The sequence below is a fragment of the Pseudohaliea sp. genome, from assembly GCF_040217025.1.
Classification (GTDB): Bacteria; Pseudomonadota; Gammaproteobacteria; order Pseudomonadales; family Halieaceae; genus Pseudohaliea.
In genome coordinates this window covers 508,829-532,597 of sequence record NZ_JAVJOA010000010.1, presented here as the reverse complement: position 1 = coordinate 532,597, position 23,769 = coordinate 508,829, and the positions used below count along the sequence as shown (strand labels likewise).

The 23,769-nt window shown below is 68.0% G+C and carries 21 protein-coding genes and 1 pseudogene; 9 read left to right on the top strand and 13 right to left on the bottom strand.

What is annotated here, in order from left to right:
* Positions 1–2: 2 nt before the first annotated feature.
* Genes RKE50_RS13825 through RKE50_RS13815 form a run of 3 tightly spaced genes read right to left on the bottom strand, consistent with a single transcriptional unit; the run spans position 3 to position 2,148 of the window.
* Positions 3–1,046, bottom strand: coding sequence for an aldo/keto reductase (locus tag RKE50_RS13825; RefSeq protein ID WP_350037244.1), 1,044 nt, complete (start codon positions 1,044–1,046; stop codon positions 3–5).
* A complete protein-coding gene (locus RKE50_RS13820; RefSeq protein WP_350037242.1) occupies positions 1,034–1,387 on the bottom strand; it encodes a TIGR04076 family protein in 354 nt (117 codons plus the stop codon). Before RKE50_RS13820 ends, RKE50_RS13825 begins: the two co-directional genes overlap by 13 nt.
* Positions 1,384–2,148 carry a hypothetical protein gene (locus RKE50_RS13815; RefSeq protein ID WP_350037240.1) on the bottom strand — a complete coding sequence of 255 codons (765 nt, stop codon included), beginning with the start codon at positions 2,146–2,148 and terminating at the stop codon, positions 1,384–1,386. The genes RKE50_RS13820 and RKE50_RS13815 overlap by 4 nt, the downstream gene beginning before the upstream one ends.
* Before the next feature lie 239 nt (positions 2,149–2,387).
* On the opposite strand from RKE50_RS13815, the gene RKE50_RS13810 reads away from it, so the two are divergent.
* The 8 genes from RKE50_RS13810 to RKE50_RS13775 all read left to right on the top strand — a co-directional run bounded on the left by RKE50_RS13810 (position 2,388) and on the right by RKE50_RS13775 (position 11,694).
* Positions 2,388–4,589, top strand: coding sequence for a TonB-dependent receptor (locus tag RKE50_RS13810; RefSeq protein WP_350037238.1), 2,202 nt, complete (start codon positions 2,388–2,390; stop codon positions 4,587–4,589).
* Positions 4,590–4,596: 7 nt separating this feature from the next.
* A complete protein-coding gene (locus tag RKE50_RS13805; protein ID WP_350037236.1) occupies positions 4,597–6,360 on the top strand; it encodes a DUF885 family protein in 1,764 nt (587 codons plus the stop codon).
* Positions 6,361–6,379: 19 nt separating this feature from the next.
* Entirely contained in the window at positions 6,380–7,696 is a 1,317-nt protein-coding gene (locus RKE50_RS13800; protein ID WP_350037234.1) for an amidohydrolase family protein, read from the top strand.
* A gap of 50 nt (positions 7,697–7,746) precedes the next feature.
* Positions 7,747–9,057 carry an NRAMP family divalent metal transporter gene (locus RKE50_RS13795; protein WP_350037232.1) on the top strand — a complete coding sequence of 437 codons (1,311 nt, stop codon included), beginning with the start codon at positions 7,747–7,749 and terminating at the stop codon, positions 9,055–9,057.
* Between the two features lie 78 nt (positions 9,058–9,135).
* Positions 9,136–9,564 carry a YeeE/YedE family protein gene (locus RKE50_RS13790; RefSeq protein WP_350037230.1) on the top strand — a complete coding sequence of 143 codons (429 nt, stop codon included), beginning with the start codon at positions 9,136–9,138 and terminating at the stop codon, positions 9,562–9,564.
* Complete coding sequence (locus RKE50_RS13785; RefSeq protein WP_350037228.1) at positions 9,564–9,989, top strand: DUF6691 family protein; 426 nt, start codon at positions 9,564–9,566, stop codon at positions 9,987–9,989. The genes RKE50_RS13790 and RKE50_RS13785 overlap by 1 nt, the downstream gene beginning before the upstream one ends.
* Entirely contained in the window at positions 9,986–10,336 is a 351-nt protein-coding gene (locus tag RKE50_RS13780) for a hypothetical protein (protein WP_350037226.1), read from the top strand. Before RKE50_RS13785 ends, RKE50_RS13780 begins: the two co-directional genes overlap by 4 nt.
* Positions 10,333–11,694, top strand: a complete 1,362-nt coding sequence (locus tag RKE50_RS13775; RefSeq protein WP_350037224.1) for a M24 family metallopeptidase — start codon at positions 10,333–10,335, stop codon at positions 11,692–11,694. The genes RKE50_RS13780 and RKE50_RS13775 overlap by 4 nt, the downstream gene beginning before the upstream one ends.
* Before the next feature lie 15 nt (positions 11,695–11,709).
* Here RKE50_RS13775 and RKE50_RS13770 read toward each other — a convergent pair whose 3' ends face one another.
* Positions 11,710–12,522, bottom strand: a complete 813-nt coding sequence (locus tag RKE50_RS13770) for an SDR family NAD(P)-dependent oxidoreductase (RefSeq protein ID WP_350037222.1) — start codon at positions 12,520–12,522, stop codon at positions 11,710–11,712.
* A gap of 145 nt (positions 12,523–12,667) precedes the next feature.
* Between RKE50_RS13770 and RKE50_RS13765 the strand changes: the two genes are divergently transcribed.
* Positions 12,668–13,402, top strand: a complete 735-nt coding sequence (locus RKE50_RS13765) for an esterase/lipase family protein (protein ID WP_350037221.1) — start codon at positions 12,668–12,670, stop codon at positions 13,400–13,402.
* A 25-nt stretch (positions 13,403–13,427) separates the two neighbouring features.
* Here the strand turns inward: RKE50_RS13765 and RKE50_RS13760 are convergent, their stop codons facing one another.
* The 9 genes and pseudogenes from RKE50_RS13760 to RKE50_RS13720 all read right to left on the bottom strand — a co-directional run bounded on the left by RKE50_RS13760 (position 13,428) and on the right by RKE50_RS13720 (position 23,651).
* Positions 13,428–15,050 carry a sodium:solute symporter gene (locus tag RKE50_RS13760; RefSeq protein ID WP_350037220.1) on the bottom strand — a complete coding sequence of 541 codons (1,623 nt, stop codon included), beginning with the start codon at positions 15,048–15,050 and terminating at the stop codon, positions 13,428–13,430.
* Positions 15,051–15,135: 85 nt separating this feature from the next.
* A complete protein-coding gene (locus RKE50_RS13755; protein ID WP_350037218.1) occupies positions 15,136–15,798 on the bottom strand; it encodes a glutathione S-transferase family protein in 663 nt (220 codons plus the stop codon).
* 91 nt (positions 15,799–15,889) lie between these two features.
* Entirely contained in the window at positions 15,890–18,991 is a 3,102-nt protein-coding gene (locus tag RKE50_RS13750; RefSeq protein ID WP_350037216.1) for an error-prone DNA polymerase, read from the bottom strand.
* 11 nt (positions 18,992–19,002) lie between these two features.
* On the bottom strand, positions 19,003–19,989 hold the full coding sequence (locus tag RKE50_RS13745) for an integron integrase (RefSeq protein WP_350037214.1): 987 nt from the start codon (positions 19,987–19,989) through the stop codon (positions 19,003–19,005).
* A 255-nt stretch (positions 19,990–20,244) separates the two neighbouring features.
* Positions 20,245–20,502, bottom strand: coding sequence for a hypothetical protein (locus tag RKE50_RS13740; RefSeq protein WP_350037212.1), 258 nt, complete (start codon positions 20,500–20,502; stop codon positions 20,245–20,247).
* Positions 20,499–22,113 (bottom strand): annotated as a pseudogene (tnpC, locus tag RKE50_RS13735) (IS66 family transposase). The gene RKE50_RS13740 and the pseudogene tnpC overlap by 4 nt, the downstream one beginning before the upstream one ends.
* Positions 22,114–22,168: 55 nt before the next feature.
* Positions 22,169–22,528 (bottom strand): IS66 family insertion sequence element accessory protein TnpB, encoded by a 360-nt coding sequence (gene tnpB / locus RKE50_RS13730; RefSeq protein ID WP_350037210.1) that lies wholly within the window; start codon positions 22,526–22,528, stop codon positions 22,169–22,171.
* The gene (tnpA, locus tag RKE50_RS13725; protein ID WP_502937896.1) at positions 22,525–22,896 is read right to left on the bottom strand and encodes an IS66 family insertion sequence element accessory protein TnpA; all 372 of its coding nucleotides are present in this window, start codon (positions 22,894–22,896) and stop codon (positions 22,525–22,527) included. The genes tnpB and tnpA overlap by 4 nt, the downstream gene beginning before the upstream one ends.
* 515 nt (positions 22,897–23,411) lie before the next feature.
* Entirely contained in the window at positions 23,412–23,651 is a 240-nt protein-coding gene (locus RKE50_RS13720; RefSeq protein ID WP_350037206.1) for an addiction module protein, read from the bottom strand.
* Between the last annotated feature and the right edge of the window lie 118 nt (positions 23,652–23,769).

Sequence of the window (23,769 nt, the reverse complement as noted above, 5' to 3'; positions counted from 1 at the left end):
TGTCAATCGGCGTTCAGGTTGTACTTCATGATGCTGCCGTGGCGGCCGTCCTTGTCCCGCTCGAGATCGAAGACGTCCTCGGCGGGAACCTGCATCTGCGCGCGCACGGCGGCGATGGCGTCGCGATCCTGCTGGTCCAGGGTGAAGCGGAACAGCTCGGCGTAGCGGTCCACGTGCGCCGCGTTGCGCGCGCCGATGATGACCGCGGCCACCCGGGGCTGCTCGAGCACCCAGCGCGAGGCCACGGTGGCAATCGTCGTGCCGTGGCGCCGGGCGACCGCGGCGAGGGCCTCTAGCAGTTCCTGGAACAGCGCCCAGCCGCCGGCCTCGTCGATCATCAGCTTGTACTTGACCAGTGAGCGGTTCGCCAGCGCCGTCGGCTCGGCCTCGCCCAGCCAGCGGTCGCTCAGGAAGCCGCCGGCGAGCGTGCCGTAGCACAGCAGGTGCATGCCGCGCTCGGCGCACAGGCCGGCGAGGGCTTTCTCCGGGCGCGGGTCGAGGAGCGAATACTGGACCTGGGTCGTGGTCAGCTCGATGCCGGTGTCGGCGAGTTCCCGGGTCTTCTCCGTGTTGAAGTTGGTCAGCGACAGCCGGTCGATCTTGCCCGCCCGCTGCAACTCGCCGAGCCACTGCGCCGCCTCCACCCAGCCGGGCACCGCATAGTTCCACCAGTGAAACTGCACCATGTCGAGACGCTCCTGGTTCAGTCGGCGCAGGGAGCGGTCGATGATGGTCTCCACGTCGGCGCGGGTCAGGGAGCCGAGGGCGTCGTAGTCCGGTACGTACTTGGTGTGCACGCGGACCGGCCACGGCTCCGCCCGCTCGCGGTTCGCGGCGATGAACTCGCCGATGAGCGCCTCCACGCCAGTGTAGATATCCGCGCAGTCGAAGGTGTCGATGCCGCGTTCCACGAAGGCGAACATGTCGGCCACCGGGTCGGCGGACAGGCTGTCGCTGTGCCCGTCGGACAGCTGCCAGCCGCCCTTGATGACGCGGGAGATCGTGTAGCCTTCGGCCAGGGTGAAGCGGTCGATCACTCCTTCCACGGGTTGTTCTCCGGCAGCGGTTCCACGGTGGTGTCGTCGCGGCGCACGACCTGGCGGCCGATGCGGCTGATGCGGAAGCGCGCGCCGCAATGGGGGTCCGGGCAGGCGATGACGTGGTCCGTCGCCATCCAATCGAACTCGTTCAGGGGCCGCTGCTTGGGCGGCAGCAGCGGCAGCAGCGCCGCCAGGGCGTAGAGGGAAAAGGGCTTGCCGGCATCCATGTGGATGTTCTCGCCGCGCACCTCGAAGCCGCTGCCGACTTCGTGGCTGCAGACGAAGGGCCGGTCCCCTTCGATGGTCTCGACACGCAGGTCGTAGAGCGTGAAGGTCTGCTCGCTCACGGCGCCGCGTCCCCTTTCGCGACGACCGCAAGGCGCTGGCCACCGGGGAGGGCGAGGGCGGTGCCGTCGAAGGTGGCCGCCAGGGTGGTGTCCCTGCGGTTGGTCACCTGCTCGCCGTCGCTCTCGGCCCAGCGGGTGATTGCGAGCGTGAGTGCGTCGCCGTCGCGCTCATAGGTACCGTAGCCGGTGACCGCGCGCTCCGCGTTGCCGCTGACGAGAATGAAATGGCCGTCGACGAGGGCGAAGACGCCGTGCTCGAGCGGGTAGAGGGCCGCGTCGGCGGCGTCGCCCAGGCGGCGGAAGCTCTGCACGGTGCTGGTGCCGCCGCCGAACTGGATCACCAGTTCCTCGCCGTCGCGGCGCACCGCGATGTCGTGCTCGAGCACGCCGGTGGAGGTCAGCGGCGCTTTGCTGCCGGGGTCCAGGCTCAGCGTGGGGTCCGAGGTCATGCGCAGGCCGGCGCCCCCGGGCCAGTAGGGGCCGGCATGGGCCATGGCGCCCTGGGCCTCGAAGGGCTCGCCGTTGAAGATGCTCTGCTGCAGGAACGTGCCGTCCTTGAACAGGAAGATGCCGGTGAGCGGCAGCGACTGCCCGTCGCGGGTCACCAGGTCCGTGTAGGCCCAGAGTCCCTCGACGGCCTGCATGACATCTTCCGATCCGTCGTCCGCTGCCCGTGCCGAGGGCTGCAGCGCGAGTGCAAGAAGCGCCAGGCAGAGGGCCGGCAGGGCGATGGCCTGGCGGCGGGAGCGCCTTCTGTTCATGGGGAGGTCCTCGTTTCAGTCACTGTCAGAGAGGCGGGAGCTTACCACGCTCATCCACGGGAATTGTGCCGCCGCCACGCCGGGTGGGTGTTCTTGCCGGCGCCATCGGCCTATTATCGGCGCTGGACGCGCCGCCCTCGAGGGGAGGCCGGCGCCTGCCGTTATCGGGCTTGGATTCATCGAGGGGAGAACAGGGCATGAAAGAGCATGCATTTTCAGCTGTAGCCGGACGCCGACGGATGCTGGCGGCCGCCGTACTGGCTGTAACCGCCGCGCCGGCCATGGCACAGAATGCGACGCCGCTGGAGGAAATCGTGGTCACGGCGCAGCAGCGCGAGCAGAGCCTGCAGGAGGTGCCGATCGCGATCTCGGCCTTCAACACCGAGGACATCCAGAAAAACATGTTCCGCGACGTAACCGACTTCGTCGGCCGCGTGCCCAACGCCAGCTTCATCAGCAACGGCGCCCGTTCGCGCCGGGCGATCAGCATGCGCGGGATCACCAACTTCGTGAACTCGAACCAGGCGCGACGCACCGCCACCTTCGGCTTCTACCTCGACGGCTTCAACCTCGCGACCTCGAGCATCAACCCGCCGATCATGGACATCGAGCGGATCGAGGTGCTGCGCGGCCCGCAATCCACCTATTTCGGGGCCAACGCGTTGGGCGGGGGCATCAACGTCACCTCCGTGGCGCCGAAGTCCGACGAGTTCGAGGGATCGATCATGGCGGACTACGGCCGCTTCGATACCCTCGACGTCGAGGGCACGCTGAATATCCCGCTGGTCAAGGATGTCCTCGGCGCGCGCATCAACTACAAGGACTGGAGCTCCGACGGCAACATCCGCAACATCAACCCGCAGGGCGGCGGCAACGACTTCGACTACCAGTACTGGCGCGCGTCGCTGCTGTGGACCCCGTCGGACAACCTCTCCGTGACCCTGACCGCGAGCGATGCCAGCGAGGACGTCGGCATGCGCGAAGGCGTCCCCTCCGGCGTCTTCTCCACCTTTGCGGGCGGTACGCTGTACTCGAACTTCCCGGACCGGAACGGCGACGGCCTGGCGGACCCGGATCCCGACGGCGTCGGCTTCTTCCCGGACAACCAGGACAAGGTGAATTTCAACGCGCCGCAGTCCGTGGGCACGGACTTCGAGTACTACATCGCGCGCATCGACTACGACTTCGCCAACATGCGCGCCACCAGCATCACCGGCTACATGGAGTCCGATTTCTTCCTGCAGGGTGACATCGACGGCGGCAGCGGCGACTACTTCCGGGAGTTCCGCACCATCCCCCGCGAGAGCACGACCCAGGAGTTCCGGCTGCAGAGCACCGGGGAGAGCAAGCTGAACTGGAACGTCGGTTTCTTCTACTCGGACGACGAGGGCTTCATTGACAACAAGACCTTCGTCGGCGCCGCGCAGCCCTTCGGCCTGCCCGAGGGCTTCCTCATCGACAGTGAAGAGTCGGCCGGCACCTCCGAGGTCATCGCTTTCTTCGGCCAGGCGGACTACGCGCTCACCGACCGGCTCGTGCTGACCGTCGGCGGCCGCTACAGCGAGGAGACGATCGACACCGACATCTCCGGCTTCGGCGGCGGCATTTCCCAGGAACTGCAGGTGAAGGATACCTTCGAGGATTTCTCGCCCAAGGTCTCCCTGCGCTACGACATCGACGACGACGCGTCGGTCTACGCCACGGTCGCCAAGGGCTTCAAGTCCGGCGGCGTGCAGGTGGCCCCCGTCGCCGACCTGGAAACCTACGACCCGGAGGAGCTGTGGAACTACGAGATCGGCTACAAGGCCGACCTGCTCGACCGGACCCTGCGCATCAACGCCGCGATCTTCTACATGGACTGGACCGACCTGCAGGCCGCGTTCCAGGAATCGGGTGTGGATGACGAGGGTGAGTTCTTTATCTTCGGCGGCATCGACAACGCCGACTCCGCCGAGTCCTACGGCGCCGAGCTGTCCATTACCTCGGCACCGGTTGCCGGGCTGGTCATGAACCTCAACGTCGGCTACCTCAAGGCCGAGTTCGAGGAGTTCACCGCCCTGATCGACGGCGCGGACCGCGTACTCGACGGGCAGACGATCCCGAACTCGCCGGAGTGGACCGTCTCTGCCGATGCGGAGTACAGCTTCCCGCTCAGCAGCGGCCTGGACGCCTTTGTCCGCGGCGAGTACATCTACCGCGACAGCCTGCGTTCGACCGTCGCGGCGCTGATCCAGGAGGGCTTTCCCTGGGAGGTGCCGAGCTACGACATCTTCAATCTGCGCTTCGGCATTCAGCATGAGAACTACAGTGTGACCGCTTACGTCGAGAACCTCTTCGATGACACCTACTTCACGAACGCCTACCAGAAGGCCTTCAGCGGGGGCCTGCACATCGAACCCGGCGTGCAGCGCTACGGTGTGCGGGTGCGCTATACGTTCTGAGCCGGTCGTGTCGCGCGCCCGCCGCAGCCCGGCCCCGCTAGCTGGGCTGGTCCTGGCCGCCGTCCTCCTGGGGGCGGCGCTTCCCGTGCGGGCGGGCGCCGACCAGCCGGACGACCTCGTCGCGTCCTACATCGATCGCTGGGCGACGTTCTACCCCAGCCGCGCCTATGCGCGCGGCCATGCGCCGAGTGCGGCGCGCTTCGAGCAGTTGACGCCGGAAGCGGTCGAGCAGTGGCTCGCGGTCAATCGCGCCACGGCGGCAGCCGCGCGGGAACGGCTGGCCGGGACGGGCCTCGACGCGGAGCGGCGCACGGACCTCGGGGTCCTCGCCCGGGCGGCCGAGGACGAGCTGGCGAGCTGGGCCGAGGACCGGCCGCTGCGCGCGCAGCCGGGCTGGTATGCCGAGCGGGTTTCCCAGGCCCTGACCCACCTGCTCGTGCGGGACAAGCCCGCCGGCGCGGCCCGCAGCGAAGCGGCACTGGCCCGCCTCGCGGGGGTCGAGGCGCTCTGCCGGCACGGCATCGCTGCGCTGGAAACAGGCAAGATACTACGCACGGAAGCGGCGTTGCGCACCCTTGCGGGTGCGCGGAACTTCTACGGCGAGGGCCTGCCCGCGCTCGTGGCTGACTGGCCGCGGGCGGATGAGGTCGTTGCGGCGGCGGAGCGGACGGCGGACGCGATCGCCGCCCTGGAAGTCCACCTGCGCGACACGGTGCTGCCGGTGGCCGATCCGAGCCCTGCGCTCGGCGCCTCGGTCTACTCGGCCAAGCTTTCCCGCCGCACCGGCGGTGCCTATACCCCGGCGGTGCTGCGCGCGACGGCCGGTGACGAGATCAGCCGCGTGCGCGCGCTGATGATCGACGAGGCGGCGCGCTGGCAGGCGTCCCTCACGCCGGCGCCAGCGCCGGCACTAGCCGGGGAAGCGCTCCTCGCCGCTGCGCTCGAGGCGATGGAGAATGACCGCACCCGCGACCGGGTGGCGCTCCTGGAGGAGTTCGAGACGCTCACGGCACAGGCCGAGGCCTTCGTGGAGGCCGAGGACATCGCCACCGTACCGACGCCGACGACGCTGGTCATCGATCTGTCACCGGCGCATTTCAGCGGTGCGGCGATCGGCGGGGTCTACCCGAGCGGGCCCTTCGATCCGGGGGCCGACACCCTTTTCTACGTGCCGTCGATTCCCGACAGCGCACCGGCCGAGGCTCGCGAGGGCTTCTACCGCTCCTTCAATACCCACTTCAATACCATGATCATCTCCCACGAGATGTTTCCCGGCCACTACCTGCAGTACAAGGTGGCGGTGTCCGCTGCACCGGCAGTGCGCACGCTGTTTGCCAGCGGCAGCTACACCGAGGGCTGGGGCAGCTTTTCCGAGGAACTCATGCTCGATGCGGGCTGGGCCGGTGACGCGCCGCTCACCCGCCTTGCCCACCTGCGCAAGCGGCTCGAGAACGCTACCCGCGCCTACGTGAGCGTGCAGGTGCATACCGCGGGCTGGGGCCGGGACGAGGTGCTGGCTTTCGCCCGCGACGAGGGCCTGCTGGCGCCGCAGTTTGCCGTCAACCTGTGGCAGCGGGTCGTCAACTCACCGCTGCAGATTACCGATTACATGACCGGCTACCTCGTCTTCAAGCGGCTGTACGCCGCGCAGCACGAGGCCGGCACGGCGCCGCGCCCCTGGGTCGACGCGGTGCTGCGCGCCGGCCCGCTGCCCCTGGCCCTGCTGGAGACCGAGCTCGCCCGCGTCAACGCCGCGGCGCCGGGCCGCTGACCTGAAAGGAGACCTTCCCATGCAGCCATTCCTGCTGTCACTCGTGCAATTACTCATGAGGCCGACAAGGATCCCGGGCGCCTGCCTGCTCATCGTCCTGCTCGGTACCGCCCCGGCCCACGCGGCGGTCACGGCCCTGGTCGGCGGCACCGTCGTGGACGTCGACAGCGGTGAAGCGCTGCGCGACGCGGTGGTGCTCGTGGACGGTGAGCGCATCGCCGCTATCGGCGCCAGCGGCGAGGTGGACGTACCCACCGATGCCGATGTCATCGACGTCGCCGGCCAGTGGCTCGTCCCCGGGCTCATGAACATGCATGTACACCTCGGGCTGATACTGCCCGGGAAGATGGCTGCGGAGCTTGCCGGCGAAACCGACGCGGCCCTCGCCCTGCGCATGGCCGCGGCCGCCCGGGAAATCCTGCAGGCCGGGGTCACGACCATCCGCACGCCCGGCGACTCCCGCCATGCCGAGCTCGCCCTTGACCGCTCCATCCGCAAGGGCGAGTCCCACGGCCCGCGCATTCACGCCGCCGGCGAGTCCCTGGTGATCACTGCTGGTCACGGTTCTGAGCCCGGCGTGCGCTACGCCGACGGGCCCTACGAGCTCATCAAGGCGGCCCGGGAGCAGATCAGCCTCGGCGCGAAGTGGGTGAAGATACTCATCTCCGGCGGTATCGCCACCGATGGCGGCGCGATCGCCGAGGCGCTGATGACGCCGGAGGAGATCAACGCCGTGGTCGATGCGGCGCACCGGTTCGGAGTCAAGGTCGCCGCCCACTCCGGTTCCTCCGCCGCCACCAGCGTCGCCGTGGATGCAGGGGTCGACAGCATCGAGCACGGCTATACGCTGGATCGCGAGGTGCTGCGCAAGATGCACAAGGCCGGTACCTGGCTGGTGCCGACCATCGTCGTCAGCCAGCCCGCCACGGCGCCTTTCTTCGAGCGTATCGGTTCGCCCCAGTGGTACCTCGACCGCCGCGATTCCGTGGGCAAGCTGCACTGGGAGGCGCTGAAAACGGCCATCGAGGAGGACGTGAACATTGCGCTCGGCACGGACCAGCTTCCCCACGAGCCCAACGACGGCACGACGGCAACGGTGCGCGAGGCCGAGTATTACGTCGAGGCGGGCATGACGCCCCTGGAGGCACTGCGCGCGGCGACCATCGAGCCGGCGCGGATGCTAGGCGCGGACGACGAGGTCGGCTCCCTTGCCGTGGGCAAGTACGCGGACATCGTCGCCGTCGGCGCCGACCCGCTTGCCGATATCGGCGCGCTGCGCACGATCAGCTTCGTCATGAAGGGCGGCACCGTCTACCGGGACGACGGCGCCCGCTGAGTGGTGGCCGGGTGCGTGCGGCCTGATTACCCGGCCCGGAGCGGCACGCCGTGAGCGGCCTGCTCCGGGCGCTAGGCAACTTCGTGGGTCCCGCGGCCGTGATGGCGGCGGGCACCATGGGCGCCGGGGCCATCGCATCCTTTCTCCTCGCCGGGGCCTGGTTCCGCTACGACCTGCTCTGGGTGCTGCTGCCGCTGCTGCCCCTGTTCGTGGTCTCGGCGGACAGCGCCTCGCGCATCGGTGCCCTGAGCCCGTCGACGGGCATCCTCACCCTTGTCCGCGGCCGCCTGGCACCGGCCCTCGCCTGGGTCATCCTCGCCCTCATCGTGCCGGTGCATTTCCTGGTGACCATGGGGCAGGTCTCCGTGATGGTCTCGGCGTTCAGTTCGCTGGTCGGGCTCGCGCCGGCGGGCGCGGCCGCGCGGCTGCCGGCCGCGGTCGAGGTCGTGCTCTCGGTGCTGCTGGCGGCGGGCGTGCTGTGGCTGGTGTTCTCCCGCGGCTACGAGCGCATGCAGACGGTCATGTCCTGCCTCATGGTGCTGATGTTCGTCTGCTTTCTCATCGTGGCGCTGCGCGGGCTCTCGGAGTGGCGGGCGATCCTCGCCGGTTTCGTTCCCGCCCTGCCGCCTGACCTGCCGGTGCCCGGCGAGGCGGACCCCCGGGTCGCCACCAGCTCCGTGATCGCCATGGTCGGCGCCGCCATCGCCCCGGCGGCATTGCTCGGCCTGCCCTACATGTGCGCCGACGCCGGCAGCGGCCGCGCCGAGCTCACCCGTGCCTTCTGGCAGTCGGTGCTGAACCTCGGCTTCGTCTTCGGTGCCTACGCATTCTTCGTGCTCGTCGCCGGCGCCTTCGCGCTCTACCCCATGGCCGACCACGCCAGCTTCGCGGATGTCGGCCAGGCCTCCGCCGTGCTCCGGGCCGCGCTACCCGAGCGCCTCGCCTTCCTGGGTCCGGTGATCTTCTCCCTCGGTCTGTTCACCGCCGCCATGACCACACTGGTCGTGGCCGCGCAGGTGACGATCTACTTCATGCTCGACATGGCCGGCAAACCCTGGCGCTTCACCGCCGACAACCGTCGCTATCACCGCCTGTTGACGGTGTTCGTCCTCGGCGCCGCAGCCCTCGCGCCCTTCTGGGATTTCCCGGCGCTGCTCAAGGTCATCCTGCTCATGGGCGTCAACGTCGTGGCCATCCCGCTCGTCTACGTCATCGTGCTGGCGCTCGCCAACAGCCGCGCGGTCATGGGCGAGTTTCGTGCCGAGTGGTGGCGCAACCTGTTCCTCGGGCTTGGGCTCGCGGTCTCCATCGCTCTCGCCATCGACAAGGCGCCGCTCTACTACCGCATGCTGCTCGGCTGAGCCCGGGCGCCGTCGGCGGCGCCGGGGCGCATCTTTGCTATGCTTCGCGTCGCCTCATCAACCACCTGCAGGGACGACATGGAACAGGACTGGCTCTGGGGCCTCGCCGGCGGTCTTCTCATCGGCCTCGGCGCGGCCGTGTATCTTCTCGCTAACGGGCGCATCATGGGCGCCTCCGGCATCATCGGTGGCCTCGTGGACCGCAGCGGCTGGTCTTCCTGGGCAGAGCGGGTGGTCTTCCTGGCCGGGGTGTTCCTGCTGCCGCTGCTGCTGGTGCCGCTTCTCGACCGGGAGGCGGCGACCCACCTCACCGGCAACGGCGCGGTCGTGATCGCCGCCGGCCTGCTGGTCGGTGTCGGTACGCGCATCGCCAACGGCTGTACCTCCGGACACGGTGTCTGCGGCATCTCCCGGCTGTCGCCCCGGGGCATCGTGGCGACCCTGGTCTACATCTTCGCGGGCGGCGCGACCCTGCTCGCCCTGCGCCACGGGCTGGGGGTGATCTGATGCGACTGTTCTTCGCCTTCATCGCCGGCGGGCTCTTCGGCAGCGGGCTGCTCATCTCCGGCATGACCGATACCCGCAAGGTCCAGGGCTGGCTCGACGTCTTCGGCGCCTGGGACCCGACGCTCGCCTTCGTCATGGGCGGTGCCATCGTTCCCATGGCCGTGGCCTGGCGCTTCACGCGCCGCGGCGCGCCGCTGGTGGGCGGGAGCTACCCGGCGCCGCCCGACCCTGTGCTCGACCGTCGGCTGGTCGTCGGCTCCATCCTGTTCGGCATGGGCTGGGGCCTCGCCGGCCTCTGCCCCGGGCCCTCCATCGCGTCGCTGAGCTACGGCGGCAGCGGCGGCCTCGTGTTCCTCGCCGCGATGCTCGCCGGCATGGCGGTAGCGCCCGCGGTCGTCCGCGCCCTTGGGCGTGCCCGCGCATGAGTGAGCTGTCGCCGCAGGAAACGGCGTTCCTGCGCCGCCGTGAACGTCTCCTGCGCTGCTGGCCCTGGGCCGGCGGCGGCCTGCTCTGGCTCCTCGGTTGCCTGCTGCTCTGGCTCTGGATCGAGGTGCCCTACCTGGTGAACCCGCGGGCACTGGCGCTGGCCGTGGAGGGCGGAGAGCTCCCCGAGACCACGGTGCTCATGCTGGCCACCATGCTGCCGGTGGTTTTCCTGACCCTGCTCATCGTCCTCGCCCTCGTCATTCTGATGCTGTTCGCGGTCTTCGGCCGGGAACGGCGCCTGCTGCGCCTGCTCCGGCGCGACTGCGAACAGGCAGACCCGTCATGAAACGAACCGCATCGGCCCGCGTGCTCACCCTGGCCTTCGCCCTGCTCGCCCTCTGCGCACCGGCCCAGGCGGAACCCCGCGTTCTGCCCATGCGCGAGCGCGCCGCGGTCATCGACCAGTGGCTTGCCGGGCGGGTGCAGACCGTGCTGCCCGGCCTTATGCGCCGCGCCGGGATCGACCTGTGGGTGCTGATCAGCCGCGAGTACAACGAGGACCCGGTGCTGCGCACCTTCCTGCCGGCCACCTGGCAGTCGGCGCGGCGCCGGACCATGCTGCTGATCCACGACCGCGGTAAGGGCGAGCCGCTGGAGACCCTCGCCATTGCCCGCTACGACGTCGGCCAGACTTTCCGCAAGGCCTGGGACAAGGAGCGTGACGGTGACCAGTGGGCCCGCCTGGCCGCGCTGATTGCCGAGCGCGATCCGCAGGCTATCGGGGTCAACGTCTCGGACACCTTTGCCCTGGCCGACGGTATGGCACACACGGAGTACCGGCTGTTCGAGGAGGCGCTGGCACCCGCACTGCGCGAGCGCATCGTATCCGCCGAAGCGCTGGCCATCGGCTGGCTGGAGACCCGCAGCGCGGCGGAGATGGTTGTCTACCCGCAGCTCTGCCGCATCGCCCACGAGATCATCGCGGAAGGATTCTCCGAGGCGGTCATCCAGCCCGGCGTGACCAGCACGCAGGATGTCGCCTGGTGGTACCGCGACCGCGTGCGCGAGCTCGGCCTGACGGCGTGGTTCCACCCCTCCGTGTCCGTGCAGCGGGCGGACACGCCGGAGCGGGACATGAAGGCCGAGATCGCCTCCCACGACGATGAGGCGGTGATCCGTCCGGGCGACCTGCTGCACGTCGACTTCGGCATCAGCTACCTGCGCCTGAACACGGATACGCAGCAGCACGCCTACGTGCTGCGTGCGGGGGAGACGGCCGCGCCGGAAGACCTGCAGGCCGCCTTTGCCACCGGCAACCGCTTGCAGGACATCCTCACGGGGGAGTTCGTTGCCGGGCGCAGCGGCAACGAGATCCTCGCCGCCGCGCTGTCGAAAGCTGAGGCCGAGGGCATTACCGCCTCGATCTATACGCACCCGATCGGCTACCACGGGCACGCGGCGGGCCCGACCATCGGCCTCTGGGACCAGCAGGGCGGGGTGCCCGGCCCCGGGGACTACCCGCTCTACCCGGATACGGCCTACTCGATTGAGCTGTACGCGGAATCGGACGTCCCGGCCTGGGGCAAGCGCGTGCGCATCAAGCTCGAGGAAGATGCCTTCTTTGACGGAGAGACCGTGCGCTACATCGACGGCCGCCAGCGCGCCCTGTGGCTGATCCCGCGGCAGGCCCGGCCGGGCTACTGAGCCGTTGCGGGGCCGTCAGCGGACCTTCCCGTAATCCTCGCGCACCCGGTCCAGCCGCTCCTCGACCATGGGCCAGAAATCGGCATGCGTGAACACGTGGAAGGTACCGTCCGCCATGGCGTCGACGGCGCGCCCTATCAGTGTCTCAACCGGCAGACCCTCGGCCTCGATAAGCTCGGCGAGCGGGTTCATGCCGGCCGTGCCGTCGTTGGCGCGCCCGGCGTCCGGGTGGTTGCGGTGGCTGTGGGCGATGCGGGTCTTGATCCAGGCCGGGCAGAGCACCGAGACGCCCACGTTGCTCTCCGCCAGCTCCATGCGCAGGCACTCGGAGTAGCCCACCACCCCGAACTTGGTCGCGTTGTAGGGCCCGAAGCCGGCGTTGGCGACGTGGCCGGCGAGGGAGGCCGTGTTCATGATGTGGCAGGGCTCGTCCAGGGCCTGCATGCCCGGCAGGAAGAGCTCCACGCCGTAGGCAACGCCGAGCAGGTTGACGTTCACGACCCACTGCCAGTCCCGCACCGGTGTCTGCCCGGCCGGCGAAAGGGTGCCGACGCCGGCATTGTTGAACAGGAAGTTGACCTTGCCGAAGGCCGCCAGCGTCTGCTCGGCGGCGCGGGCGTAGGCCTCCGGGTCGCCGACGTCGAGAACGATGCCGTGTGCGTCGATGCCCTCGTCCCGGAGCGTCTTCTCTGCCCCGGCGAGGGCGCCGGCCTCGATGTCGGCGAGCATGACGCGCATGCCCCGGCTGCCCAGCTCCCTCGCCATGGCGAGACCGATGCCCGAGGCGCCGCCGGTGAGAAAGCCGGTGCTGTGCGAGAAGTCTTTCACGGGTGTCTCCTGCTGCTTTTCCGCAAGGCCAGTACCCTAGCACCGACGGCGGAGCAGACCCAGCGGTCGATGCGCTGCGCGCGGCGCCCGTGACCCGGCAGGGGCGCCGGCGCGTATTACGGGCAGTTACCTCCGGAGATGAGTCTTGCTGCTTCACGCCCGCCGCCACGATGTCCCGCCGGCCTCTCCGCCGCCCGCGCCCGTGCGCTTCCCCGACCTGCGCGGGGAGTGGCGCCTGGGCCGCGAGGCCGCGCGCCTGGCGCTGGCGGGCCGTGCCTTCGCGCGGGCGCCCCACGGCCGCGGCGAGCCGGTGCTGCTCGTGCCCGGCTGGCAGGCCCCCGAGGCCAGCCTCGCGCCACTGCGGCTGCTGCTGCGCCGCAAGGGCTACGACGCCATGCCCTGGGGGCTGGGCGTCAACCGGGGGCAGGTCGAGGCCTACCTGGAGCAGCTGGTGCCCCGGCTGTTGCAGCTGGCGGACGCACACGGCGGCCCCGTCGCGCTGGTCGGCTGGAGCCTCGGCGGCGTCATCTCGCGGGAGCTGGCGCGGGAGTGCCCCGGCGCCGTGAGCTGTGTGGCAACCTTCGGCACGCCGGTCATCGGCGGTCCGACTTTCACGGTGGGTGCCCGCGCCTACGGCCCGGAGGAGTGCGAGCGCATCGCGCGGGTCACCGAGGAGCGTCTGGCCGCCGCACCGCTGGCGCTGCCGCTGGCGGTCATCTTCAGCCGCCTCGACACCATCGTCTCCTGGCCCGCCTGCATCGACCGGGTCAGCCCGCGGGCGGTGCACTACGAGGTGCAGTCGACGCACCTGTCCATGGGCATCGACCCGGCGGTCTGGACGGTCATACTCGAGCACCTGGGGCACCACGCCTCGCCCTGAACGGCGAGCCTGCCGGCGGCCGCTCCTACCAGAACACGATGAGCGTGAGCGCGGTCAGCGCGGCGACGAGGGCCGCCTGGTAGCGGAAGTCCGCGTACCAGGGCGGGTGCTCCAGCGCCGGGGTGAGGTCGCGGTGCGAGAAGGTCAGGTCGTCCACCTGGGTGCGCGCGGGCGCCGGCCCCAGCACCAGGCTGTAGCCGAAGAACAGGGCGCCGGTGAACAGGAACAGCAGGCTGGCCACGTAGAGAAAGTGCAGCGCGAAGAGGTCGAGCCGGATCAGCACGAAGGTCGCTGCGGCGATGACGTGGCCGGTGATCAGCGCGGCGAGGGCGCCGCGGCCGTTGCCCCGGGGCCAGAAGAAACCGCAGAGGAAGATCGCCACTACCGGCGAGACGATGTACGCGAACATCGACTGGATGTAGGAGAACAGCCCGGGGAAATTCTGGATCATCGGCGCCCAGACGGCAGCGACGACCATGAAGCCCAGCGTGGCCAGGGTGCCGAAGCGGCGGCCCTCCCGGGGCGTGAGCTTCTTCCCCCGGGCGGGTTCGAGGAAGTCGAGCACGAGCAGCGTCGAGGCGGAATTCAGCGCCGAGTCGACGCTGGAGAGGATCGCCGAGAGCAGCCCGGCGAGGACCAGGCCGGTGAGGCCGATCGGCAGGTACTCCTGCACCAGCGCCGGGAAGACCTTGTCCGGCGACGCGATGTCCGGCAGCAGGGTGACCGCGAAGGCGCCCGGCAGCATCATGATGAACAGGGGCGTGAGCTTGAGCAGCCCCGCCAGGATGGCGCCGCGGCGGGCGTGGGTGATGTCCCGGGCCCCGAGTACCCGCTGCACGATGTACTGGTTCAGGATCCAGTAGTAGAAGCCGAGCACGGGCACGCCGAGGATCAGCCCGGGCCAGGGCAGCACGTCGTCGCTCACGGGCTGCACGATGGACAGGTGGTTCTCCGGCAGCGCCTGCGTGGCCGCGGCCCAGGAGAAGTCGAACTGGGCGAAGGTGATGATCGCCAGCGCCGCGGTGCCGACCAGTAGGATCACCGCCTGCATGACGTCCGTGTAGACCACGGCGGCGAGCCCGCCGGCAGCCGTGTAGATGCCGCCGATGAGCGCCAGCGCGACGATGAACACCGACAGGTTGAGATCCGGGATGAACACCTGCGCCACCAGCGAGCCGGCGTAGAGGCCGGCTGCCGTATCGACGATCACCGAGAGGAAGATGGTGATAGCGGAGAAATACTTGCGCAGCGCCACGTTGAAACGCCGCTCGAGAAACTCGGGAATGGTGGAGATACCGCTGCGCAGGAAGAACGGGAAAAAGGTGAATGCCCCGAAGAGCAACAGTAGCCCGGCCATCCACTCGTAGGCCGAGGGCGCAAGGCCGGTGCGGTAAGCGTCACCGGTGAGCCCGACCAGTGTCGAGCTCGAGATGTTGGAGGCGAAGAGCGACAGTCCCACGGCACCCCAGGCCAGGCTGCGCCCGGCCAGGAACAGGTCTTCTCCGCTGCGCGTGCGCCGCGCGACGACCACGCCGATAACGACGATGGCCGCGAAGTAGGCCGCGATGACGCCGAGGTCGAGGCCCGTTAGCTGGATGTCGAGGTCGGGGATAGGCTCGCTCTCCGTCGAATCCCGCCGCAGCGGCACTTGCGACGCGCTGCAGCCTGTCTTCGCCGCCCGAGTCTAGCAAACACCTGCCGGCGGGCAACGGCCGCGTCACCGCGGCCGCCGGCTAGCCCATGTGTTTCTTCACGTAGGCCATGAACTCGTCGGCATTGGCGGCCTGGTCCGCATCGACGCGCTTCGCGATCTCGCTCCCGGCCATCATCACATCCCATTCCCTGAGGCCGGGAACGGCCGAGACGATATCCCAGTCCAGCTTCGAGGGGCCGGCCAGCCTGGGGATGGCCAGCGCGTAGCGCAGGTAGATATCGGCCAGGGTGCACTGGTCGCCGCAGAGATAGGGCGAGAAGGCGGCAAGGGCGGTCAGCCCGGTGACACCGCGCTGCAGCGCGGCGCGCACCTCCTCCAGCGTCGCTTCCGGGATCACCGCGCTGCCGAGCACCGCCGGCAGCAGGCGCCGCGCCGGCAGCTCGAGGTAGAGCTCGGAGAGCTTCATGAGCCGACGGGTTTTCGCCCGCTCCTCCGGGTCCGCGGGGTAGAGCGCCGGCTCGGGGTACTTCTCCTCGAGGTACTCGAGCAGCACCGTGGTCTCGGAGAGCACTGTGCCGGCGGCGGTGGTCATGGCCGGCACCTTGCCCAGCGGGTTGACCGCGAGCAGCGCCTCGGAGCCGGGGTAGGCGATGTGCTCCTCGAAGTCGAGGCCCTTCGCCAGCAGCGCGTGCTTGACGATGTTGTGGTAGTTGCTGAAAGGAAAACCGTGGAGTGTGATCATCGGAACGGTCCGTGTTGCCGGGGGAGCCGCCAGTATAGGCGAGCGGCCGGCGCAGCGCGTGTGGGGTCGCCCGGCCGGCGCTGCGCCCCGCCTAGTGGAAGTCCCGGGACTTCACCCCCAGCCCCTCCAGTTCGGCGGTGCAGTCGAAGAGCGCACCGGCCATCACGTGGATGACACCCTCCCGGGCTTCCACCGTGCCCTTTACCAGCAGCAGCCGCGCGTTCATGAGCGCCGCGCGAAAACGCTCCTGCACCCGGGGCCAGATCACCACGTTGGCGTTGCCGGTCTCGTCCTCGAGGGTGAGAAAGACCACCCCCGATGCCGTCCCCGGCCGCTGCCGGCAGGTGACCAGGCCGGCGATGCGCACGAAGCGGCCGCTGCCGAGGCCGGCGAGGTCCGCCTGGCGCTTGCAGCGGTCGAAGGGGGGGCGGTCGCGGAGCAGGGAAAGCGGGTGGGCGCGCAGCGTCAGCGACAGGGCGCGGTAGTCGGCCAGCACCTCCTCGGCGACGCCGGGGGCGGGCAGGGCCACGGCGTCGTCCAGGGCCGCGACCGGCTCGCTGGCCTCGTAGGCCAGCAGCGGCTTCGCGCTTTCCATGGCGAGCACCTGCCACTGCGACTGGCGCCGGTGGCCGCTGATGTGGGCGAGGGCATCGGCGCCGACCAGTGCCTGCAGGTCGCCCTTGTCGAGGCGCGCGCGCCGGCGCAGGTCCGCCACCTGGGTGAAGGGACCGTCCCGGCGCGCTTCCACAAGCCGCGTGGCGCCGTCGCGCGAGAGGCCCTTCACCAGGCGCAGGCCGAGGCGGATGGGGCCGCGGGCGGGCTGCGGGTCCTGCGCGTCCAGCGCGAGTGCGTGGTCCCACTCGCTCGCGTTCACGTCCACGGGCAGTACCAGCACGCCGTGGCGACGCGCGTCCTGGATGAGCTGCGACGGCGTGTAGAAGCCCATGGGCTGGCTGTTCAGCAGGCCGACGTAGAAGGCCGCCGGGTGGTGCCGCTTGAGCCACGCCGAAACGTAGGCGAGGAGGGCGAAGCTCGCCGAGTGCGACTCCGGGAAGCCGTAGCCGCCGAAGCCCTTGATCTGGTCGAACAGCCGCCGGGCGAAGTCCTCGTCGTAGCCGCGCGCGATCATGCCTTCCGTGAGCTTCCGCTCGAAGGTGAGCAGCTTGCTGTTCTTGCCCCAGTTGGTGATGGCCCGGCGCAGGGAGTCCGCCTCGCCGCCGGAAAAGCCCGCCGCGACCATGGCCAGGCGGATCACCTGCTCCTGGAAGATGGGCACGCCGAGGGTGCTCTCGAGCACCCCCTTGATCGCGTCATCCGGGTAGGTGACCGGCTCCAGCCCCTGCCGGCGGCGCAGGTAGGGGTGCACCATGTCGCCCTGGATCGGCCCCGGGCGGACGATGGCGATCTCGATCACCAGGTCGTAGAAGCAGGCCGGCTTCAGCCGCGGCAGCATGGTCATCTGCGCCCGCGACTCGATCTGGAACACGCCGATGGAGTCCGCCTGCTGCAGCATGCGGTAGGTGGCGGCATCCTCCCGCGGCACGTCGGCGATGCTGCGCAGGCGCGGCTGGTAGCTGCTCACCAGCTCGAGGCTCTTGCGCACCGCCGAGAGCATGCCGAGGGCGAGGATGTCGACCTTCAGAAGACCGAGGGCCTCGATGTCCTCCTTGTCCCACTGGATGACCGTGCGCTCGGGCATGCTCGCGTTCTCCACGGGCACCAGGTTCGACAGCGGCCCGCGGGAGATGACGAAGCCGCCCACGTGCTGCGACAGGTGCCGCGGGAAGCCGAGCAGCTCCTGCACCAGGCTGTAGAACAGCAGCGCCGTTCGGCCTTGCCCGGCAACACCCTGTTCCTCGAAGCGCTTTTCCAGGTCCCGGGTCTTGTCCCACCAGGCCAGGGACTTTGCCAGGTCGTCGACGAAGACCGGGTCCAGCCCCAGGGCCTTGCCGACGTCGCGCACGGCGCTGCGTGCCCGGTAGGTGATCACCGTGGCCGCGAGCGCCGCCCGGCGGCGGCCGTACTTTTCGTAGATGTACTGGATGACCTCCTCGCGGCGCTCGTGCTCGAAGTCCACGTCGATATCCGGCGGCTCGTCGCGCTCCCGGGAGATGAAGCGCTCGAACAGGAGCGACACCTGCTCCGGCGACACCTCGGTGATGTGCAGGCAGTAACAGACCACGGAGTTCGCGGCCGAGCCGCGCCCCTGGCAGAGAATGTTGCGCTCCCGGGCGAAGCGCACCACGTCGTGCACGGTGAGGAAGTAGTACTCGTACTCGAGCTCGTGGATGAGGGCGAGCTCGCCGTCGATGCGCTCGCGGATCGCCGCCGGCGTGCCCCGGGGCCAGCGCGACTGCTCGCCGGCGGCCACCAGCTCGCGCAGGTAGGTTGCCGCCGTATAGCCGGGTGGCACTAGCTCCTCCGGGTACTCGTAGCGCAGCTCGTCGAGGCTGAAGGCGCAGCGCGCGGCGATGCGCTGTGTCTCGGCCAGCAGCTCGTCGGGGTAGAGGGCGTGCAGCTGCTCGAGGCTGCGCAGGTGCTGCTGGGCGTTGGGCAGGCGCCGGCGCCCCAGCCGCTCCACCGAGGTGTTGTGGTATAGCGCCGTCATCACGTCGTGCAGCGGTTTGCGCTGCGCCGTGTGCATGCGCACATCACCGCAGGCCACCAGTGGCAGGCCGAGCTCCGCCCCCAGCCGGTTGAGGGCGAGGTAGCGCGCCACCTCGCCGTTGCCGAGGAGGTAGTGCACGCCCAGCCACACGCGGCCCGGGCAAAGGCGTGCGAGCTGCCGGCCGTAGCCGCGGGTCTCCTCGCCCGAGTCTTCCGGCAGCCAGATAAGCAGGCAGCGCTTGAGGTGAAAGATGACGTCGCGCAGCGTCGCCCGGTACTGCCCCTTGGGGCTGCGCCGCCGCGCCAGGCTGATCAGCCCCGACAGCTCGCCGTAGGCCGCCCGCGACGGCGCCAGCGCCACCAGCCGCACGCCCTCCACGAGGTTGAACTCGCTGCCCACGATCAGCGGCAAGCCGCAGGCCTTTGCTGCGACGTGAGCCTTTACTGCTCCCGCAAGCGAGCATTCATCGGTGATCGCCAGGCCGCCGTAGCCCAGGGCCGCCGCACGCTCCACCAGCTCCTGCGGGTGCGAGGCGCCGCGGAGGAAGCTGTAGCAGGTAAGGCAGTGGAGTTCGACGTAGGGCATGGGGTGAGCGGCTATTCGCCGTCCAGGGGGCTGAGTACGCCCATGGCGCCGCGGCCTAGCACGTGCGTGTAGATCTCTGTCGTCCTGACGTCGCTGTGCCCGAGCAGTTTCTGGATCGTGCGCAGGTCGTAACCCCGTTGCAGCAAGCGCGTGGCGAAGCTGTGGCGGAAGGTGTGGCATGAGACGGGCTTGTGAATGCTCGCGGCACGGCGAGCCTGCGTAACTGCCTTGCGCAGGCTCGACTCGTGCTGGTGATGCCGCCGCAGTACGCCGCTGCGCGGATCAGGACCGATGGACGAGGAGGGGAACAGAAACTGCCACGCCGTTTCCCGAGCCGCCTTCGGATACTTCTTCGCGAGTGCGTACGGCAGGTACACCTCACCAAAGCCATCCTCGATATCGCGTTGGTGCTGCCTACAGACAAATTCAATCTGCTCCTTCAGCGCGGGCTTGAGCTTTTCCGGTAGCAGCGTGGACCGATCCTTGTCCCCCTTGCCCGAACGCACCGTGATCGTGGACAGCTCAAAGTCCAGGTCCTTGACGCGCAGGTTGAGCGCCTCTGCCTGCCGCAGGCCGGCGCCGTAGAGCAACTCCACCAGCAACCGGTGAGTGCCCTGCAGGTGCTCGAGGATGCGCAGGACTTCGGTATGACCCAGCACCACCGGTAGTCGGCGTTTCGGTTGCGCCTTGTTGAAATCCAGTTGCTTCAGCTCAACGCCCAGGAAGCGCTTGTATAGATAGATGAGCGCGTTGAGCGCAATGTGCTGCGTGGCCGGGGAGCAGCCGCCCTCGTTCGCCAGGTGGCTCAGGAACTCATTGATGTGCCTGCTGGAGAGCCCGGCAGGATGCTGCTTGTCATGGAAAAGGATGAAGCGCCGAATCCAGTGGAGGTAGGTCTTCTCCGTTTTCCACGCATAGCCGCCATCGCGCATGTGTCGGCGCAGCTGGTCGAACATGCGGACAGGGGCCGCCGGCACGTTGGGTCGGATGTCGTCCATTAGAGCTTATACAATACTGTATGTATATACAGTATAGCTCCAGGCGCGGCCCCGCCAATGTGCTTTTTCAGCGGATGGATGTCAGCGCGGTAGAGGTCATCCAGACAACCCATTGAAATCGCGGAAAATTGCTCCAACACGCCTGGGCGAATCTGATGTATCGGATAGCCGTGCGGGCAGCTGTGATCTTCCGATGCTATCTTTCCAGTGTAAGCGATCAGGGAACGACGTGTTGACCAGAGGCCATGGCCGGAGTCAGGGGGTGTCGGAGGGACCGTTGTTCACTTCGTCGATGAACTCTTCGCCCTCATAGGCAAGCTCAATAGCCCGGTCGAGGCGTATCAATAGATCATTTAGCGTCTCATCCTGCCGCCGCACCAACATAGCGAGGCACTGCTCATCATCGCTGGCGGTGGCAGCGCAGGCAATGGACGCAACGGCGCCGATGGTGATGTCTCCGTTGCCGTCGATCAGAAACTCGATGTTCGGTAGTTTCGGCAGACTGTCACTCATGATGTGGCGAGCGCCGGTGCAAGGACTGGCTTTCCTATGTTCTGAGGGAGCAGCGCCTCAAGGTCTGCAACGCTCTGCGCCTTCGGCAGTTCGGTGTACACCTTCCGCAGGTAGGCATAAGGCTCCAGGCCGTTGGCCTTCGCCGTCTCGATCAGCGAGTAGAGGTTGGCACTGGCCTTCACGCCGCCGACGCTGTCACTGAACAGCCAGTTCTTCCGGCCGACGACGAACGGCCGGATCGCGTTCTCCGCCTGATTGTTGTCGATGTGCAGCCGACCATCCTGCAGATACACCTGCAGCTTGTCCCATTCGTTGCTGAGGTAGGCCAGCGCCTTCCCGGAAGCGGTCCTTGGCGGCACCTCCGGCAGGCTCTGGAGCAGCCAGGTATGCAACTGCGCCAGGATCGGCGCAGCCTTTTCCTGACGCAGCGCTTGCCGCCCCTCGGGTGGGCTGTCCTTGGCCAGTCGCTCGACCTGGTAGAGCTTCTGAATCAGCGCCAGACCCTGCTGTGCCTTGCCACCGCTGGCTTTGCCTCTGGACCGCTTGCCCTGTGCCTTCACCGCCTCATGGAACTTGCGTCGCACGTGAGCCCAGCAGCCGAGGTGGGTGAGGCCCTGGGCCAGCGTTATAGCCTTCGTAACCGTCGGTCTGCAGATAGCCTACAAAGCCATCCAGCAGTCGTTGTGGCACGGCCTGGCCGCGACCCGGGTCGTAATCGAACAGGATGACCGGGTGCTCCGGTGGGCCGCCGCGCTGCACCCAGAGGTAGGAGTTGAACTGTGCCCGACGGCCCGCTTCCTTGAGCACCTGTACGGTAGTCTCGTCCATTTGCAGCATGTCATACGCCAGGAGCTGATCGCGCAGCAGGTTGATCAGGGGCTGGACCAGCATGCCCGCCTTCACCATCCAGTGGGAAAGGGTGGAGCGAGGGAGATCGATGCCGATGCGCTGCAAAATGGTCTCCTGCCGGTACAGTGGCAGCGCGTCCTGGTATTTGGAGACCGTGATATGGGCCAGCAGACCCGGTGAGGCATTGCTCTTGGGTATCGGCTGCGGCGGCAGCGCCGCGGTCTTGATGCACTGCCCGCAGTCACAGGCATACTGCACGCGCACATGGCGAAGGACCCGGATCGTCGCCGGCACGATATCCAGCTGTTCCGAGGTGACTTCGCCGATGGCCTTGAGGGGGCGGCCGTCGTGCGGGCAGCAGCGCTCACTCTCGGGCAGTTCGTGGCGCACCTCTACACGCGGCAGCGACGCCGGCAGCGGCCTGCGCTTGCCACGACGGCGGCGATGGGCGGGGACGTCAATACCAGCGTCCTCGTCCGTAGCGGCAGCGTCATCACCTGGCGACAATGCCGACGCTGACTCGGCTTCATCGAACAGCCGGATCTGGTCCGGGGAGAGCTTCTCGCTGCGCGCAGCGAAACGCCGCGCCAGGGCGAGGTTCAGCTGCTCCTGCAGGGTAACGATGCGGTCTGATTGGCGGGCGTTCTGCTGCTCCAGCTCGGCGATGCGGGCGGCTTGTGCGGCCACCAGGTCCTGCAGGGAAGGCGCGTCTGACGGTCGCTTTGCTGAAGCGTTAGCATGGAAAGAGTTTACCCCATGCATCGCCAGACCTCTATAAATACAGCACCAAATCCGCATGCTCGGCACCTCTCCGGCGCTACAGCACGGTCGAGTAGTGCCGACGCTGGTGCGGTTGCAGCTTGAGGATATCGTAACCATCGAGCAGCCAGTTCAGCTGCTGCGTGCTCAGCGTGATGACCTCCTCATGCTCCTTGCGTGGCCAGTGAAAGCGGTCCTCTTCCAGTCGCTTCTGCCAGAGGCAGAAGCCGTTGCGCTCCCAGTAGAGGATCTTCACCCGGTCACGGCGGCGGTTGCAGAAAACAAACAGGCGCTCGACGAAGGGGTCGTGCCCCAGTTCGGCTTCGACCAGGGCGGCGAGGCCATTGATGCCCTTGCGAAAGTCGACGGCATCGCGGCAGAGAAAGACCTCGGGACCCTCATTGCCCGGGCGCATCATGGCAGTGCGGCCGCGGTCTGAATCACCAGGCGCAGGGCATCCGCATCCAGCGGCGCCGGAAAGCCAACCACGGCGCCATTGGGCAGCTGGATTTGAACGGCGAGCCCGTGAGCTGCCTGGGTACCGTCCTCTGGCCGCGTCACCCGCGCGAAGCGCGGCTTCGGGCTTGTGCGGACACCGCGCCCGCCGGGCGCCAGCGCCCCGCGGTCCACCAGGTCCTTGCGGGTTGAATACATGGCTTGCACACTCAGGCCATGCGCCGCGGCATACTCCTTGGTGAGGCGTCCCGCCGCATCGCAGCGGGCGATATGATCAAGCCAGAACTGCTGGCGCTCGGTCAGCTGGGGCCGAGGGGCTTCTTCGGTCATCTCCACGTTCATCCTCCGTGTCGGGATCGTGGAGAAATAGGCTGCAGACTTTACCGGCAGGCTGAAAGGGCGTGGTTCACGGAGCGCTTACTTTCCAGTGGCGTAACTGATTGATTTTCGGGAGTGAGACGTGATGACGGGTTCTGTGCGATTAGAGATAACCGGAACGGCGATAGGTAGACCGGTCCGGTTACTTAGCTGTTATGTGCCAAGGCGCTCCGACCAATAGCCCGGACGCCGCGACTGATGCGCGACGGCAACAACCACGACTTCGGAACTTGATTGAACGATTACAATTGAAAACGGGAATCGATGAAGTAGCAGCCGTTTGGCGCCATGTCTGCCGGCATCACCAGGGACCGGCAGAATCGGCGGCACGTCTTCTCGAAGCAGTTGCACAGCCCGCTGGAATCCATTTAATAGGCGGGTGCCAAGACCTACGTATTCTGCCTCGTACCACTTCGCGGCTTCCTCTGGTTCGCGTGCGGCCTGTGCCAATACACGAACGCCAGGCATCAGTCCCTCGAAAGCTGCTGGCGAGCCTTCTCCAAAGCTTTATCAATGTCGAGCAGTTGCGCCTTGCCGCTTTCTATCTCATTGATTCTTCTGCACAGCTCTATGTCCCAAGCGGCCGCAACATCGGCGTCTGCGGGGCCATCCAGGCTTGCAACCAAGTCACGCGCAAGCTCTGCGCGCTCACGCTCTGGCAGTGCCAGGGCGTCAACGCGAACAGCTTCAACCTCAGGTAGGCTCATGTCCATGTCCTCCAAGAGCAAGACCTTAAGCGTGCCCCACGGATCGCCACATAACAAGGCCATGTTGCGGTCAACCTTCGGTTGCCGCAAACGGCGACGTTATGCCTCAGAAGAGGTG